A 15465-nucleotide genomic window follows, 5' to 3' on the forward strand; every position below is an offset into this window, starting at 1 on the left:
GCGGGGCGGGCCCGCCACAGGCCCCGGGATTGAGCCGTTCGGCTCAATCCCGGAGTGGCACGGCACGCGACGGGACGGCAGCGCGGAGGCGCTCAGGGGGCGATCGGCAGCTGCCGCTTGTGCTCGGTGAGCCGGTAGCGGCGGACGATGGCCTGGAAGGCCCCCCCGCCGACGGGCTTGCCCTCCAGGAAGTCGTCGATGTCGTCGTACGTGACGCCGAGCGCGTCCTCGTCGGGCTTGCCCGGGTCCAGGGTCTCCAGGTCCGCGGTGGGGGTCTTGTGCACCAGCTGCGCCGGAGCGCCCAGCTCGTCCGCGATGGCGCGCACCCGCCGCTTGGTCAGACCGGTGAGCGGTACGACGTCGGCCGCGCCGTCGCCGAACTTGGTGAAGAAGCCGGAGACCGCCTCGGCGGCGTGGTCGGTGCCGACGACCAGACCCGCGTGCGCGCCCGCCACCGCGTACTGGGCGATCATGCGCTGCCGGGCCTTGATGTTGCCGTGCACGAAGTCCTGGTGGTGGGCGTCGCGGAAGAGGGTGCCGCCGGCCAGCCCGGCCTCCAGGGCGGCGTCGCTCGCGGCCTTCACGTCCACGGTCAGGACGCGGTCGGCCCGGATGAACTCGAGCGCCAGCTGCGCGTCCTTCTCGTCGGCCTGGGTCCCGTACGGCAGCCGCATCGCGAAGAAGGTCGCGTCGTGCCCGGCGGCCCGGACCCGCTCGACGGCGAGCTGGCACAGGCGGCCCGCAGTGGTGGAGTCCACACCGCCACTGATGCCGAGGACCAGGGCGTGCAGGCCCGGGGAGGTCAGCCGGTCGGCGAGGAAGGCCACGCGGCGCTCGATCTCCTGCCGTGCGTCGAAGGACGCGCTCACCTGGAGATCCCGGGCGATCTCCTGCTGCAGGGATATGGACGCCAGGTCGGTCACGATTGCTCCTCGCTCGGGCCCGTGCGCGGGTCGGCACGCGCCGCCCGGCCGGGGTCACAGTCACGTGTACGGGACGGAAGCACTCTAAGGGAAACCGGAGAGACCCCGGCCCGGCCCCCGGTCGCGGCGGCGGCCCGGAGGCGGGAGCGCTCCCGGCACCCGTCCAGCTCGCGCACCGCGTCCGCCGCCTCCTTGCGCACATCGGGCCGGGGGTGCTGGAGGAACCGCTCGACGACCGGGAGCGCCGCTTGGTCGTGCGTCGCGCCCAGGACACCCAGGACGTACTCCAGAAGCAACGGTTCGAAGCCGTCCGCGCCGGCGGCGAGCGGCTCCACCACCCGGTACGGGAGCAAGTAGCGCGCGGAGGCCGTGCAGACCGCGTGCAGTGCGGACTCCCGTACCTGGTGGCCCTCATCGGAGAGCGCGACGGTCACCAGGCGCTCGACGGCCCGCTCGGCGTCGTCCTGCGTGAGGCGGCCGGTCTCCAGGATGTCGCTCACTGCATCGAGGCAGAAGTCCCGGCGGCCCGCATCGGAGCCGTCCAGGTCCTTCAGCTCCTTGAGCTCCTTCCAGGCCGATTCGATCCATGCCGTCAGCGCCCGGTATCCGTCCACGGCCAGAGCATAGGAGACGGTCCGAGGCCGGCCGCGACCATGCACCCGACCACTACCTGGTGGAGAGCGTGGACGGGCGAACGGCCCGGTTCGACATCGACCGCGCGGGCCAGGAACCGTGGGGGCTGTGGGCCGCGCCGGAGGGCGCGGTGGAGGACGTCGTACTCGCCGAGGCGCAGACCCGTACGGGCGTGCGCGCGTACACCGCCGACGGTGTCCTGTTGTGGGAGCAGGACGGGCACCACTCGCCGCGGCACCCACGGGTGCGGCCGTCGCGACAGGTCACCGCGTCGGGCGGCGTGGCCCTGCCGCCCGCCTTCTGGTACCTGCTGCGCACGCGGGACGCGGCAGGGTCGCGGGCACTGCGGACGGTGGCACCGCAGACGGCGCAGGCGCTGCTGGCGGCCGCCCTCACCGGCGAGGAGGCACTGCGCGCCGCCGTGGCCCGGGAGTTGCCCGAGGTCACCGACGCGGTGCTGGTCGAGGCGGTCGTGGCCGTGGCCGGGCGCACCGCCCGGGTGGAGGAGCGGCGGCGGGCCCTGCACCGGCGGGTGTCGCTGCTCGCCGAGGCCTGGACCGGGGTACCTCGGACCGTGCAGAGCTGAGCCCGCCACTGCGGCACCGGCTCCGGCCACCGGCGAGGGCATGAGCGGCCCGTCCGGGTGCCGGTGCCGGCGCCTGCTCCCCCGCCCGGCGTGCCGGACGGCTCCCGGGGCGCACGCCCCCGGGGCCGGTGCTCGGCGGGCCACGCTTCGACAGCAGTGACCCGCCGCGGGCCGGTCCCGTCGGCGTGACCACCCAGCGGGACCCGAGGGACGGCCTCAGGCGTCGAGGTTCAGCTCGAAAGCCGTCTGGACATCGACGCAGACGACCTCTCCGGCGGCGGACCGGCCCACCCACACGGGGTAGACGCCGTCGCCGCTCGTGCAGAAGACCGCCAGGTCCGCGCCCAGGTCGCCGCCGTCGAGGTGCATACCGGCCGCGGAACCGGCGAGCCTTCCGGCCTCCGGGGAACCCTGCCAATTCGCCCGCTCCAGCAGGTCCCGCAGGTCCTGCCAGACCCCGGCGTCGCCGAAGGCGCCCGTCGCCCCGTCCGTGCCGAAGCCGAAGGCCTCCCCGGCGCGGAGCCGGAGCGTGTCGTGCCCCGGCCCGAGCGCCATCTCCCAGGCGGCCACGGGAGCGTCGCGGATCTCCAACCGGACGACTGCGACCTCGTCGTAGGTCCCGTACTCCCCGTTCTCGACCTCGACCATGGCCGCCTTCACCGCGTACGTGCCCGGGGGCACGGCCACCGTGATCGTCGGCTCCTCGTCCCAGCTCTGCGGGCAGGCCACCGCCAGCACCCCGCTCGGCACGCGCACGCTGCCGCACCCCACCGGATCGAGGACCGTCAGCCCCGGAACGCGGGTACCGGGCCGGAAGAACCGGTCGAAGTCGATGGACCCGAGCAGCCGCGAGGGCTCCCGGCGCCAGCCGGACGCCCCGGGGAGCAGCCTTTCGGCGACCCAGTCCGGGAGCGCGTCCACGACCGCGAGCGCCGGCCGGTCGTCGAAGGACGGGCGGGCCGTCCAGAGGTCCTCCTCGGCCACCGCCACCTCGGCCTCCAGTGAGGCGCCCCGCATGCCCTCGGGCTGGTGCGAGATGCGCGCGGTGCCGTCGCAGGAGAGGTCCACTGCCGTTCGGGGGCAGTGCATGTCGAACTCCGCCGTCCGCCCGTCCGGGTACCGCCGCACGAGCAGGCGCCGGATCAGGAGCCGACGCTCGTCGGTGCGCAGCCGCAGCTCGGCCTCGGCGGTCCGGCGGCCGTGTTCGTCGTACGCCCAGGTGTCGAGGACCCCGGCCTGCCACGCCACCATCCGCGCCCCGAGCGGTACTTCGCGGCCCCGGGGCGCGGTGGATGACCGCGTACGGAAGGCCGGAGGCGTCCCGGGCGCGCGCCTCCTCGGCGGAGAGCTCGCGACCACCGGTGCGGGACGCCGCGTTCCAGGACTCCTCGTAGGTCACGTACGTCGTCTCAGGCATCGACGGTGGCTCCGTCCCGCTCCGGAAGCAGTTCGGGCATCCCCCTCCACCAGCACCACGACGGCGACCACCTCCCCGGTGCCGGAACGCCCGACCCACACGGGGTAGGTACCGTCGCCGGTCGTGGCGAAGGCCATGAGTTCGCCGCCGGAAGCCGGCCGCATGTCCAGGTCGTAGGTGCGGCGGCCCTGGGCGTCGTAGACCCACAGCCCGACGTAGTGGTCCCGCCAGGAGACGAGCCGGACCTCCAGCGGAACCTCCCGGCCCGGCTCCCGGTACACGACGACGTACGGAAGCCCGGCGGCGTCCCGCTCACGAGCCTCCCCGACGGACATCGGCCGCCAGGGCGCACGGGCCTCCAGGTCCCACGCCCGCGCGTACTCCACCTCGACGACCATGACCGCTCCCTGCTCGTGCGTCCTGCCTTGGCTGTGTGCTGACCGGCAACGTAGCCGCCGCCTGTGACAACGGGACCGACGGGGCCGGGAGATGGGCGGCGCACGGGGCCCGGGCTTCGACGTCGGTCAGGCGGGCGAGGCACGGGGTGCGGCCGGTTCCTCATGCGGTCGTGACCGGGGCGGCACAATCACCATCAACCGGGTGGACAACGGTGGGGGTGGGAACGTGGGGCCCTTCGGCTCGCGCGGCCGGCGCAAGGGCGTACCCAACGAGCCGGCGCTGCCGGCAGCGGCTGCGGCTGCGGCTGCGGCTGCGGCTGCGGCTGCGGCTGCGGCTGCGGCTGCGGCTGCGGCTGCGGCTGCGGCTGCGGCTGCGGCTGCCGAGAATCCCGGTGGCAGCGGGCGGATACATCTCGCTGCTGTGGGCCCCAGGCACCCATGACGGGAGGGGCCGTCCGAACCATCCTCGTCACAGCTGCGTCACGGACCACACGTGCGCGCGGGGCACGGCCCACCATGTCCTGATGCGCACACATCACACCGCAACGCTGCTGGCCGCCCTCGCGGTCCTCGCCGTCGCCGGCTGCAGCAGCAGCCCGAAGACCGACGCGAAGCCCACCGCATCCGCCACCGCGCCCACGTCGCCCGCCGGTCCCGGCGCCGCGGACACCGCCGGCGCCCCGCCCGGCCCCACGGGCGACAAGCGCGTCATCTACCTCGCCACCCTCAACGGCATCGACCCCGAGATCGTGAACGGCAAGGACGACGAGGCCATCAGCCGCGGACGGGACCAGTGCACCGCCATGAAGGACGAGAAGGACCCCACCAAGCGCGTCGCCCAGGTCGAGCAGCGCTTCACCGGCCCCGGTCACCCCAACGGCTTCGGCCCGACCAAGAGCGCGCTCATCCTGGCCACCGTCCAAGCCAACATCTGCCCCACCTACTGACGGGAGGCGGGCGAGGCGGACGAGGGGCCCGGCGGCACGGAGGGACCTTCAGCCCTCCGCGACGGTGATCGCCGAGACCGGGCAGGCCCGGGCGGCCTCCCGTACGAGTGGGCTGCCGTGGCCGTCCTCGCGGCCCGGGAGCACCTCGCCGAGCCCGTCGTCGTCCTGGGTGAACACCTGGGGCGCCGTCAGCGCACACTGGCCGGCGCCGATGCAGGCGCCCTGGTCGACCGAGATCCGCATGCCGCTCACCAGGCCACGGGGAGTTCGAACATGCCCTGGATGGTGTCCCCCGGCTTGAAGGGGATCTCGTCCGGGTCGGCCGCCAGGCGCAGGCCGGGCAGCCGCCGGAAGAGAGTGCCGAGGGCGATCTCCATCTCGGCGCGGGCCAGGTTCTGGCCCAGGCACTGGTGGATGCCGAACCCGAAGGCCAGGTGGTGGCGGGTGGGCCGGTTCCAGGCGAGCGAGTCCGGCTCCTCGAAGACCGCCTCGTCGCGGTTGATGACGGAGGTCGAGAAGACCACCCCCTCGTCCGGGCGGATCGTCACGCCGGCGACCTCGATCTCCTGCGTGGCCACGCGCAGCATGCCGTCGGCGATCGAGAGGAACCGCATCAGTTCCTCCACCGCCTCCGACATCAGCGAGGGGTCGTCGCGCAGCTCGGAGAGCTGCTCGGGGTGCTGCAGCAGCGTGAAGGTGCCGAGGGAGATCATGTTCGCCGTGGTCTCGTGGCCCGCGATCAGCAGGATCACGGCCAGGGCGACCAGTTCCTCCACGGTGGTCTCGCCGGTCTCCAGCCGGGTGGCGATCAGCTCGTCCAGCAGCCCGTCGCCCGGATCGGTGCGCTTCTGCCGGATCAGGGCCTCCAGGTACGTGTCCAGCCGGCGGCGGGCGTCCTCGACGTCGGCGGGCTCGGGGCCGCGCAGCAGCCGCCGCGACTGCCCCTCGAAGAACTCGTGGTCCGCGTACGGGACCCCCAGCAGGGAGCAGATCACCATGGACGGGACCGGCAGGGCGAAGGAGCTGACGAGTTCGGCCCGCGTGCCGAGCGCCACCATCGCGTCGATCAGCCGGTCCACGGTCTCCTGGATCTGCGGTCGCATGGCCGCCATCCGCTTGACCGAGAAGCTCGGGATCAGCATCCGGCGCTGCCTGTTGTGCTCGGGGTCGTCCACCCCGACCAGCGCGGCGCCCCGGCCCTGGATGCCCTTGAAGCGACGGGTGGCGGCGGGGAAGGCCTCCCTGGTGCGGTCGCTGGACAACCGCGCGTCGGAGAGCAGGGCGCGCGCCTCGGCGTGGCCGGTGACCACCCATACGGAGCGGCCGTCGAAGAGGGTGACCCGCGAGAGGGGCCGGTTCTCCCGCAGCGGCTCGTACCCGGCCGGCGGGTGGTAGGGGCAGGTGCGGTCCTGGGGGAAGGCGACGGCATCCGGCAGGGCCGGGGACATGGCTTCGGTCATGGAAAGCAACACCTCGCAAGTGATGGTTCCGTTCACGCCGGACTCCATTACATGCCTAAGGCACCTATCTCCTCCATGCCAGTTTCGGCCAGTCCGCCCGGGTTCACCCGAACGTGCGACCCCGGGCCCCGCGAGACGGCCACACCTCGGTCCCGCTCGGCCGGAGGGGGCGCGGCACCGTCTCCTGGCGGCCCGGGGTCCCCGCCGCACCTGCGGCGAAGCCGCCTGCCATGCGGGGGTTCCGATGGCGGGCGGCTTCGCTGCCGTTCCGGTCAGGCTGCGGTGAGCGAGGTGGGGCGCAGGTCGGTCCAGTGGGTTTCGACATAGGCGAGGCAGACGGGGCGGGGGGCCGCTCGGTGGGCAACGGTCCAGCCCGACGGGACGTCGGCGAAGGCGGGCCACAGCGAGTGCTGGCCCTCGTCGTTGACCAGTACGTGGAAGGTCGCGTCGTCGTCTTCGAAGGGGTTGTTCACTGGTTCAGCTCCTGGAGGTCTGGTCGAGCGCGTCGCGCAGGATCGGGCCGAGTTGGGACAGGGCCTGAGGCCGCATCAGGTGGTGGTGTTCGCCGATGATCGGGTGGGTGGAGATCGAGCCGCTGACGTAGGGGCGCCAGAGCTCCGGGGTGACGTCCATCCCCGTGTCGGAGGGGGAGGCCGTGAACAGCAGGAGGTCGCCGTCGAAGCGTCCCGGGGTGAACTTCGCCTGGAGGCCGATGTTGTGGGTGTACGTCTCCACCATCGCGCTGAGGGCGTCGTCCCGGAGGATTTCCGGCGGCAGCAGGTCACTGCGGCGCAGCAGGTCCACCACCAGGTCGCGGGTCAGCTCCTGGCCCTCCACGTCCTCGGGGCGGTAGCCGGCGGCGTCCAGCAGGAGTCCGAAGATCTGCTGTTCGCCTCCCTGGGGCTCTTCCGCGGGAACTCCCTCGGCCCGGACATAGGTGTCCAGCAGCACCAGCAGGCCGACCTCCTCGCCCTCCTCCCGCAGCCGGGTGGCCATCGCGTGGGCCACCATGCCGCCGAAGGACCAGCCGAGCAGGTGGTAGGGGCCGGACGGCTGGATCGCGCGGATCTCCCGCACGTAGTCGGCGGCCATCTCCTCCATCGACCCCGGCACCGCTTCCGGGTCGGTCAGCCTGCGCGCCTGTACGGCGTACAGGGGACGGTCCAGGCCGAGGTGCCCCAGCAGCCCGGCGTAGGGCCAGCCGATTCCGCCGGCGGGATGCGCGCAGAACAGCGGCGGGCGCTCTCCCCGGGACCGCAGGGGCAGCACGAGGTCGAGCGCGGGACGCGCGGCGTCGGACTGGTTGAGCGCCCGGGCGAGTTCGGCCGGGGTGGGGGCCTTGAAGAGGGTGCGGATCTGGAGTTCGGCGCCCAGCGTGGCGCGGATCCGGGAGATCAGCCGGGTCGCCAGCAGGGAGTGCCCGCCGAGGTCGAAGAAGTCGTCCTCGGCGCCGACCAGCTGTACGCCCAGTACCTGCGCGTACAGGTCGCACAGCACCTGCTCGACCGGGGTCACCGGCGGCCGCGAAGTACCGGCGGCGGGCTCGGGCGCCGGCAGGGCGCGCCGGTCGAGCTTCCCGTTGGCCGTGACGGGCAGTTCGGGAAGGACCACGACGGCGGAGGGGACCATGTGCTGCGGCAGCCGCTCGCCGGCGAACTCGCGCGCCGCCCCGCCCAGGGCGGTGATCTGCTGAGAGGCCGCGGGGTGGTTGGTGAGGGGCCCGAGCGGGGCCGCGTCGAACGGGGCGGGCCGCGCGGCACGGTCCGGGACCCCGTCCGCCGGGACCCCGTCCGCCGGCAGGCCGGGAGCGTGGAACCGCGCGTCGAAGCTGCCGTCGCCGGCCGGCGACCAGGTGACGACGGTGCGGTAACCGAGCTCCTCGCCGAGCCGGCGCACCGCCTCCGGGTCGATCGCGGACGTACCGGGTTCGTCGAGGGCCCGGCGGGCGTCGGCCACGGAGCCGCCGTTGCCGATCAGCTGGAGCGCCGCCACCTCACCGGCGAGCCGCAGGTTGGGGATGCCGCCCACGCGCACGCCGTCCGGGTACGAGGCGCGCAGCAGGGCCTCCAGGCCTGCCAGTGTGCCCGGCCCGCCGTCGTCCTCGCCCCAGGACAGGCGCGGTTCGGGCGCGGGGGCGGGGACGGACGCTCCTCCCCCGACCGGTGCGCCGGCTTCGAGGGGGTGCTTGTGGAGCACGGCGTCGTAGCGGTGGCGGGTCAGCTCGTTGTGGTGGCGCCCCTGCTTGAGCCGTACGTCCACCCTGGCGAGGCCGGGCAGCCGGTCGGCCAGGGAGTCGAAGAACTCGGGCGCGACCAGCAGCTCCTTCTCCAGCAGCAGGTCGTGCTCGACCGCCCGGCGCACGTCCGCCGGCTGGGCGGTCGCGGACGCGCGGTGGAGCTGGACTGCGGTGCGCAGGGTGCGGATCAGGCGCAGGTTGCGCACGTCGCCGATGAGGATCCTGCCGCCGGGGGCGAGGAGTTCCATCGCCGAGCGGAGCACACCGGTCAGGTAGTCGGCGTGCGGGAAGTACTGGATCACCGAGTTCAGGACGATCGTGTCGAAGTATCCGGAGGGCAGGCCGGACAGGTCGTCAGCGGCCCGGCAGCTCAGTCGTACCCGGTCGGCCAGGTCGGGGTGGCCACCGATCTGGCGGCCGAGGCGGTCGATCACCGGCGCGGAGATGTCGGTGCCCCAGTAGGCCTCGCACCGGGGTGCGGCGTGCGCGAGCAGCAGTCCGCTGCCCACGCCGATCTCCAGGGCCCGGCGCGCCCCGAGCTCGTGGATGCGCTCGACGGTGACCCGCCGCCACTCGCGCATCTCCTCCAGCGCGATGGGCTCGCCGTCATAGCTGCTGTTCCAGCCGGCGAAGTCCTCCCCGATGGTCGCGACCTCGGGGTCCTGCTCGTAGATCGCGTCGTAGATGTCGCGCCACTCCTCGACGTGCTCGCCGCTCTCCCGTCCTTCGGTGTCGTCCGTCGGTGCGGCGGGCACGACGTAGCCGATGAGGCGCTTGTTGCCGGGCTGGTCCTCGCGGACGACCACCGCGGCCTGCGACACGCCGGGGTGGGCGAGCAGCGCCGACTCCACCTCGCCGAGTTCGACGCGGTAGCCGCGGATCTTGATCTGGTCGTCGGCCCGGCCGAGGAAGTCCAGCTGTCCGTCGGCGCGCCAGCGGACCACGTCGCCGGTGCGGTACATGCGTTCGCCGGGCAGGCCGAAGGGGTTGGCGACGAACCGCTGCGCGGTCAGTCCGGGGCGGCCGAGGTAGCCGCGCGCCAGGCCGGGGCCGGTGACGTACAGCTCGCCCCGCACGCCCTGCGGAACCGGCTGCAGGCCCTCGTCGAGCACGTACACGCGGGCGTTGGCGATCGGGTACCCGATCGGCGGGTTCTGCCCGTCGGGGGTGAGCGGGTCGGTCATGGTGGCGCTCACCGTGGCTTCGGTGGGCCCGTAGCCGTTGATCATCTTGCGGCCGGGCGCCCATGCCTCGACGAGGCCGGCCGTGCTCGCCTCGCCGGCCACGATGAGGGTGACGTCGAGCGGCAGGCCGTCGGCGGGCATCGCCGCCAGCGAGGTCGGCGGCAGGGTGAGGTGGGTGACTCCGTAGGCGGCGCACGTGGCGGCCAGCGGTTCGCCGGGCAGCAGCCGTTCGCTGGGCGCCATGACCAGCGTCGCGCCCGACAGCAGGGCGAAGCACAGCTCCCACACGGCGGAGTCGAAGCTGGTGGAGGCGAACTGCAGCACCCGGCTCCCCGGGCGTGCTCCGAACCTCTCGACCTGCAGCGCGGTCACGTGGGGCAGCCCGAAGTGGGTGGCGACGACGCCCTTCGGCGTGCCGGTCGACCCCGAGGTGTAGATGACGTACGCGGGATGCCGCGGCAGCAGGGGCGCGGAGCGCTCCGCGTCCGTGACGGCGGCGTCGGACGAACCGGCGACGGCTTCGACGGTGAGGGCGTCGTCCAGCAGGATCCGCCGGACTCCGGTGTCCGGCAGAACGTCCGCGGTCCCGCTGACGCTGAGCAGCAGCGTGGGGGCGGCGTCCGTGAGCATGAAAGCGAGCCGGTCGGCGGGGTAGTCCGGGTCGAGCGGCAGGTAGGCCGCACCGGCCTTCAGGACGGCGAGGATGGCGATGACAAGCCGCGGTGACCGGGGGAAGGCCAGCGCCACCAGGTGCTCCGGTCCCACCCCGTCGGCCACCAGCAGCCGGGCGAGACGGTTCGCCTCGGCGTCCAGCTCGCCGTACGTCATGGACTCGTCCGCGTACATCAGCGCCACGGCCCCGGGGTCGCTCGCGACCCGGTCCTCGAACATCCGGGGGAATACGGCCTGCGGCACGTCCCGGACGGCTCCGGTGCCGGCAGACAGCACCGCCCGGTGCTCCTCGGCGGTCAGCAGCTCGATTCCGTCCGTGGTCCGGTCGGCATCGGAGACGGCCGCTTCGAGCAGGAGCCGCAGCCGCAGCGCGAGCGCCTCGGCGGTGGCGTGGTCGAAGATGTCGGTGCTGTACTCCAGAAGGCCTTCGATGCCCGCCGGGGTGTGGTCGCCCGCGTGCCGCTCGGTCAGGTGGAAGGACAGGTCGACCTTCGAGGTGCCGGTGTCCACGGTCTCCACCGCGGCCAGCAGGCCGGGGATGGTCAGGTGTCCCTGTGGCGTGTTCTGCCAGGCGAGGGCGACCTGGAACAGGGGCTGGTGCGAGAGGGTCCGGGTGGGGTTGAGGATGTCGACCAGGCTCTCGAACGGGAGGTCCTGGTGCGCGTAGGCCTGCAGGCTCTCGTCCCGTACGCGGCCGACCAGTTCCCGGAAGGTGGGCCGTCCGGAGGTGTCGACGCGCAGCACCAGGGTGTTGACGAAGAACCCGACGAGGTCCTCGGTGGTCTGGTCCGTACGTCCCGCGATGCCGATGCCGACGGGAACGTCGGCGCCCGCGCCCAGCCGGGACAGCAGGGCGGTCAGTGCCGCGTGGACGACCATGAACGGGCTGGCCCGGCAGGTGCGAGCCAGTTCCACCACGGCCGCGTGCAGTGCGGCGTCCCAGCGGAACGGCAGGGCACGGCCTCGGTGGGAGCTCTGCTCGGGGTGCGGGCGGTCGGCGGGCAGTTCTATGCGCTCGGGCAGCTCGGCCAGGGCCTGCTTCCAGTGGGTCACCTGCCGGGACCAGAGGCTCTCGGGGTCCCGGGCGTCACCCAGGACCTCACGCTGCCACAGGGTGTAGTCGGCGTACTGCACCGGCAGCGGTTCCCACCGCGGTGCCCGGTCGGCACGGCGGGCCGTGTAGGCGGTGGAAAGGTCGCGCCACAGCGGCCGCATCGACCAGCCGTCCGCGGCGATGTGGTGGACCACGAGGACCAGGACGTGCTGTGCCGGTCCCGCCGTGAACAGCCAGGCGCGCACCGGCACTTCCCGGGTGAGGTCGAAGACGTGGCCGGCAGCCGCGGTCACGGCGGCGTCCAGTTCCTCGGCCGCGGGCTCCGCCACGATGAGCTCGGGGACGGCGTCCGCACCGTCCAGGACGCGCTGGCAGGGTACGCCGTCCAGCTCGGTGAAGACGGTGCGCAGCGCTTCGTGGCGGGTGACCACGTCGCTCAGCGCCGCGCGGAGGGCGTCGGCGTCCAGGTCACCGGTCAGGCGTACGGCCAGCGGGATGTTGTACGTCGCGGAGGGCCCCTGGAGGCGGTTCAGGAACCACAGGCGCTGCTGCGCGAACGACAGCGGCAGTCGCTCCGGCCGCGCCTGCGGGAGCAGCGGCGGACGGACCGCTTCGGCGTGGTCCAGGGCCCGGGCGAGCAGGGCGGGGGTGCGCGTCCTGAAGAGGGTGCGCATCTGGAGTTCGTATCCCAGGGTCGTGCGGATCCGGGAGATCAGCCCGGTGGCGAGCAGGGAGTGGCCGCCCAGCTCGAAGAAGTCGTCTTCCGCTCCGACCTCCTCGACGCCCAGGACCTGCGCGTACAGGTCGCACAGCACCTGCTCGACCGGGGTGCGCGGTGCCCGCGAGGTGCGGGTGGCGGTGTGCGGGAGGGGCAGGGCGCGGTGGTCGAGCTTGCCGTTGGCGGTCACCGGCAGCGCCGCGAGCACCACGACGGAGTCCACGACCGCGTGCCGCGGCATCCGCTCGGCGTTGAACTCACGCACCGCGCGGGCCAGGGCGGCGGAGGCGACGGCGTCGGAGCCGTCGCCCGCCGCCGGTCGGGGCACGATGTAGCCGATGAGGCGTTTGTTGCCGGGCTGGTCCTCGCGGACGACCACGACGGCCTGTGCCACGTCGGGGTGGGCGAGCAGGGTCGCCTCGACCTCGCCGGGTTCGATGCGGAAGCCGCGGATCTTGACCTGGTCGTCGGCCCGGCCGAGGAAGTCCAGCCGGCCGTCCGCCCGGCGGCGTACCACGTCGCCGGTGCGGTACATGCGTTCGCCGGGCAGGCCGAAGGGGTTGGCGACGAACCGCTGCGCAGTGAGTCCGGGGCGGCCGAGGTAGCCGCGCGCCAGGCCGGGGCCGGCCACGTACAGCTCGCCCGCCACGCCGTCGGCGACCGGTTGCAGACTGGAGTCCAGGACGAGGGTGTCCGTGTGGGCGATCGGGCGGCCGATCGGAGGCGCGCCGGCGTCTGCGGCGAGCGGGTCGGACATGGTCGCGCAGACGCTGACCTCGGTGGGCCCGTAGGCGTTGATCATCCTGCGGCCCGGTGCCCAGGTCTCGACCACGGCGGCCGGGCACGCCTCGCCGGCGACGACCAGGGTGATGCCAGTCGGCAGACCGTCCCGGGGCATCACGGTCAGGGCGGTCGGCGGCAGCGTGAGGTGGGTGATGCCGTACTCGGCGCAGGTGGCGGTCAGCGGCTCGCCCGGCAGCAGCCGGTCGCTGTGGGCCAGGACCAGGGTCGCGCCGGCGAGCAGCGTAGTGCACACCTCGGACACGGTGGCGTCGAAGCTGGTGGAGGCGAACTGCAGCACCCGGCTGCCCGCCTCCACCGCGAAGCGCTCGATCTGCGCCACCGCCAGGTTGGGCAGGCCGCGGTGGGTGGCGACGACGCCCTTGGGCCGGCCGGTCGACCCCGACGTGTAGATGACGTAGGCGGGGTGGGACGGCAACAGCGGAGCGGAGCGCTCCGCGTCCGTGAGGGGCAGATCGGAGAGGTCGATGAGGGACTTGCGGGTGAGCGGGTCGTCCAGGACGATCCGCGGCACGGTCACGTCCGGGACGGCGCTCTCCAGCCCATGTGCGGTGAGCAGCACGGTGGGGGCGGCGTCGCCGACCATGAACGCGAGCCGGTCGGCGGGGTAGTCCGGGTCCAGTGGCAAATAGGCCGCACCGGCCTTCAGTACGGCGAGCATGGCGACGACCAGTCGCGGTGAGCGCGGCAGCGCCAGCGCCACCACCCGCTCGGGTCCCACCCCGTCGGCCACCAGCAGCCGGGCGAGGCGGTTCGCCTCGGCGTCCAGCTCGCCGTAGGTCAGGGACTCGTCCTCGTACATCACCGCGAGGGCCTGCGGGTCCTGGGCGACCTGGGCCTCGAACAGCTCGGGCAGCGTCGCCTCGGGGACGTCGAGCGCCGTTCCGCGCGAGGAGGTCAGGACGTCCTGCAGGTCCTCGTCCGTCAGCAGGGCGATGGTGCCGATGGACCGGTCGGCATCGGTGACGAAGGCCTCGACCACGCGCAGCAGCCGCGCGTGGTGGGCACTCAGCTCGTCCGCCCCGTACAGGTCCGCGTTGGCCTCGAGCTCGATGCGGATGCCGGCGCCGTCGGAGCGGTCGTACACCATGACGGAGAGGTCTTCGACGGGGCCGGACGACAGGGTCCGGGCGGCGGCGGGCCGGCCGGCGAAGCGCAGGTCGTAGTCGAAGGACATGATGTTGACCTGCGGGCCCATCAGGTCGTTGACGCCGCCGGACAGACCGAGGTCGCGGACCAGGTCCTCGACCCGGTAGCGCTGGTGTCGCAGCACGTGGCCGACCTCTTCGGCCGCCTGCCGCGCCAGTTCGAGGACGGTCGTCCGCGGATGTACCCCCAAGCGCAGCGGCAGCGAGTTGACCGCCATTCCGGGGACCGAGCGCAGGGCGGCATCGGTACGGGTGGACAGCGGCAGGCCCAGCACGACCTCGTGGGCCCCGGTCATGCGGTGCAGGTAGGCGGCGGTGGCGGCGATCAGGACGGCGGACATGCGTACGCCGCTTTCGCGGGCCGCGTCCCGCAGCCGGACCTCCGTGTCGGCGGGCAGGACGGCGGAATGGACCAGCCGTGCCGTCGGGGGCAGGCTCGGTCGGTCGGCGAGGCGCACCGGTTCGGGCAGGTCCGCCAGCCGGTCCGTCCAGTAGGTCCGGTCCTGCGCGTACTGCGGGGAGGACCGGTAGGCGGCGTCCCGGTCCAGAATCAGGCTCAGCGCCCCGAAGGGGCTCTCGGCGGCGGGTTCCGCGTCGGCGAGGGAGGTGTACAGGGCGGCCACTCTGCGCGCGAAGAGGGCCCAGGTGAAGGCGTCGACCACGATGTGGTGGTAGCCCTGGTACCAGAGGAACCGCTGCGGTCCCAGTTGCAGGAGGGCGAAGGAGAACAGGGGGTCGGACGCCGGATCCATCGGGCGGTCCGTCTCGGTCCGCATCCACGCCTCGGCAGCGGCCCGCGGGTCCGTTTCCCGGCTGAGGTCGAGGACCGGGAAGTCCCAGTCGGTCCGTGGGCTGGTGACCTGCCACGGCACCCCCGCGTCCTCGTAGAACCGTGCGTGCAGGGCCTCGGCCTCGCCGACGGCGCGGCGCAGGGCCGTCTCGAACAGGGCGGGGTCGATGTCACCGCTGATCTCGAGGTACTCGGCGATCCGGTAGCGGCGGCTCTCCGGGTCCACCTGTTGGGCCAACCACACCTCGTGTTGGGCTGCCGACAAGGGCATGCGGGCAGCGTGCGGTGCGGTCGGAGTCATGGGCGGTCCTTCCGGGAGAACGGGCGCGGCCGGACGTGGCGGTGGCGCGCGTCGGAGTGCGGTCGTCCGGGGCGCCGGACGGTACGTTGCGGGTGGGGAGCGTGTTCTTTCGCGGCGTGTGCTGCTCCAGGTGGGTCCTTGGCGTCGGTTGCCTCCAAGTGCGGGGCGGCCGAGGGCTTTCCGCAGGCTAAGAGGGC

At 73.3% G+C, this 15465-nt stretch carries 10 protein-coding genes; 2 read left to right on the top strand and 8 right to left on the bottom strand.

Features of this window, described 5'->3' with window-relative positions:
• Nucleotides 1-92: 92 nt before the first annotated feature.
• On the bottom strand, nucleotides 93-923 hold the full coding sequence (gene nadE / locus IE257_RS18190; protein WP_308278599.1) for an NAD(+) synthase: 831 nt from the start codon (nucleotides 921-923) through the stop codon (nucleotides 93-95).
• Nucleotides 920-1537 carry a HEAT repeat domain-containing protein gene (locus IE257_RS18195; protein WP_189969833.1) on the bottom strand — a complete coding sequence of 206 codons (618 nt, stop codon included), beginning with the start codon at nucleotides 1535-1537 and terminating at the stop codon, nucleotides 920-922. The genes nadE and IE257_RS18195 overlap by 4 nt, the downstream gene beginning before the upstream one ends.
• Before the next feature lie 68 nt (nucleotides 1538-1605).
• Here IE257_RS18195 and IE257_RS18200 point away from each other — a divergent pair, with 68 nt between their 5' ends.
• Nucleotides 1606-2142, top strand: a complete 537-nt coding sequence (locus IE257_RS18200) for a hypothetical protein (protein WP_229920471.1) — start codon at nucleotides 1606-1608, stop codon at nucleotides 2140-2142.
• A 216-nt stretch (nucleotides 2143-2358) separates the two neighbouring features.
• On the opposite strand, the gene IE257_RS18205 is transcribed toward IE257_RS18200, so the two are convergent.
• Nucleotides 2359-3393: a DUF4241 domain-containing protein gene (locus IE257_RS18205; RefSeq protein WP_189969835.1), complete on the bottom strand. Its 1035-nt coding sequence runs from the start codon at nucleotides 3391-3393 to the stop codon at nucleotides 2359-2361.
• Between the two features lie 144 nt (nucleotides 3394-3537).
• The gene (locus IE257_RS38415; protein WP_229920472.1) at nucleotides 3538-3957 is read right to left on the bottom strand and encodes a DUF4241 domain-containing protein; all 420 of its coding nucleotides are present in this window, start codon (nucleotides 3955-3957) and stop codon (nucleotides 3538-3540) included.
• Nucleotides 3958-4481: 524 nt separating this feature from the next.
• Here IE257_RS38415 and IE257_RS18215 point away from each other — a divergent pair.
• On the top strand, nucleotides 4482-4904 hold the full coding sequence (locus tag IE257_RS18215) for a DUF732 domain-containing protein (RefSeq protein WP_189969837.1): 423 nt from the start codon (nucleotides 4482-4484) through the stop codon (nucleotides 4902-4904).
• A gap of 48 nt (nucleotides 4905-4952) precedes the next feature.
• Here IE257_RS18215 and IE257_RS18220 read toward each other — a convergent pair whose 3' ends face one another.
• The 4 genes from IE257_RS18220 to IE257_RS18235 all read right to left on the bottom strand — a co-directional run bounded on the left by IE257_RS18220 (nucleotide 4953) and on the right by IE257_RS18235 (nucleotide 15238).
• Nucleotides 4953-5147, bottom strand: a complete 195-nt coding sequence (locus IE257_RS18220) for a ferredoxin (protein WP_189969839.1) — start codon at nucleotides 5145-5147, stop codon at nucleotides 4953-4955.
• 5 nt (nucleotides 5148-5152) lie between these two features.
• Entirely contained in the window at nucleotides 5153-6364 is a 1212-nt protein-coding gene (locus IE257_RS18225; RefSeq protein ID WP_189969841.1) for a cytochrome P450, read from the bottom strand.
• A 272-nt stretch (nucleotides 6365-6636) separates the two neighbouring features.
• Nucleotides 6637-6837 carry an MbtH family protein gene (locus IE257_RS18230; RefSeq protein WP_189969843.1) on the bottom strand — a complete coding sequence of 67 codons (201 nt, stop codon included), beginning with the start codon at nucleotides 6835-6837 and terminating at the stop codon, nucleotides 6637-6639.
• A gap of 4 nt (nucleotides 6838-6841) precedes the next feature.
• On the bottom strand, nucleotides 6842-15238 hold the full coding sequence (locus IE257_RS18235; protein ID WP_189969845.1) for a non-ribosomal peptide synthetase: 8397 nt from the start codon (nucleotides 15236-15238) through the stop codon (nucleotides 6842-6844).
• Between the last annotated feature and the right edge of the window lie 227 nt (nucleotides 15239-15465).

The organism is Streptomyces avidinii, from assembly GCF_014650695.1.
Taxonomy (GTDB): Bacteria; Actinomycetota; Actinomycetes; order Streptomycetales; family Streptomycetaceae; genus Streptomyces; species Streptomyces avidinii.

Bases quoted from the DNA above. Each gene is read 5' to 3' on its own strand.
- IE257_RS18235 (WP_189969845.1), bottom strand. From the start codon at position 15,238: ATGCCCTTGTCGGCAGCCCAACACGAGGTGTGGTTGGCCCAACAGGTG.
- IE257_RS18225 (WP_189969841.1), bottom strand. From the start codon at position 6,364: ATGACCGAAGCCATGTCCCCGGCCCTGCCGGATGCCGTCGCCTTCCCC.
- IE257_RS18205 (WP_189969835.1), bottom strand. From the start codon at position 3,393: ATGGTGGCGTGGCAGGCCGGGGTCCTCGACACCTGGGCGTACGACGAA.
- IE257_RS18215 (WP_189969837.1), top strand. From the start codon at position 4,482: ATGCGCACACATCACACCGCAACGCTGCTGGCCGCCCTCGCGGTCCTC.
- IE257_RS38415 (WP_229920472.1), bottom strand. From the start codon at position 3,957: ATGGTCGTCGAGGTGGAGTACGCGCGGGCGTGGGACCTGGAGGCCCGT.
- IE257_RS18220 (WP_189969839.1), bottom strand. From the start codon at position 5,147: ATGCGGATCTCGGTCGACCAGGGCGCCTGCATCGGCGCCGGCCAGTGT.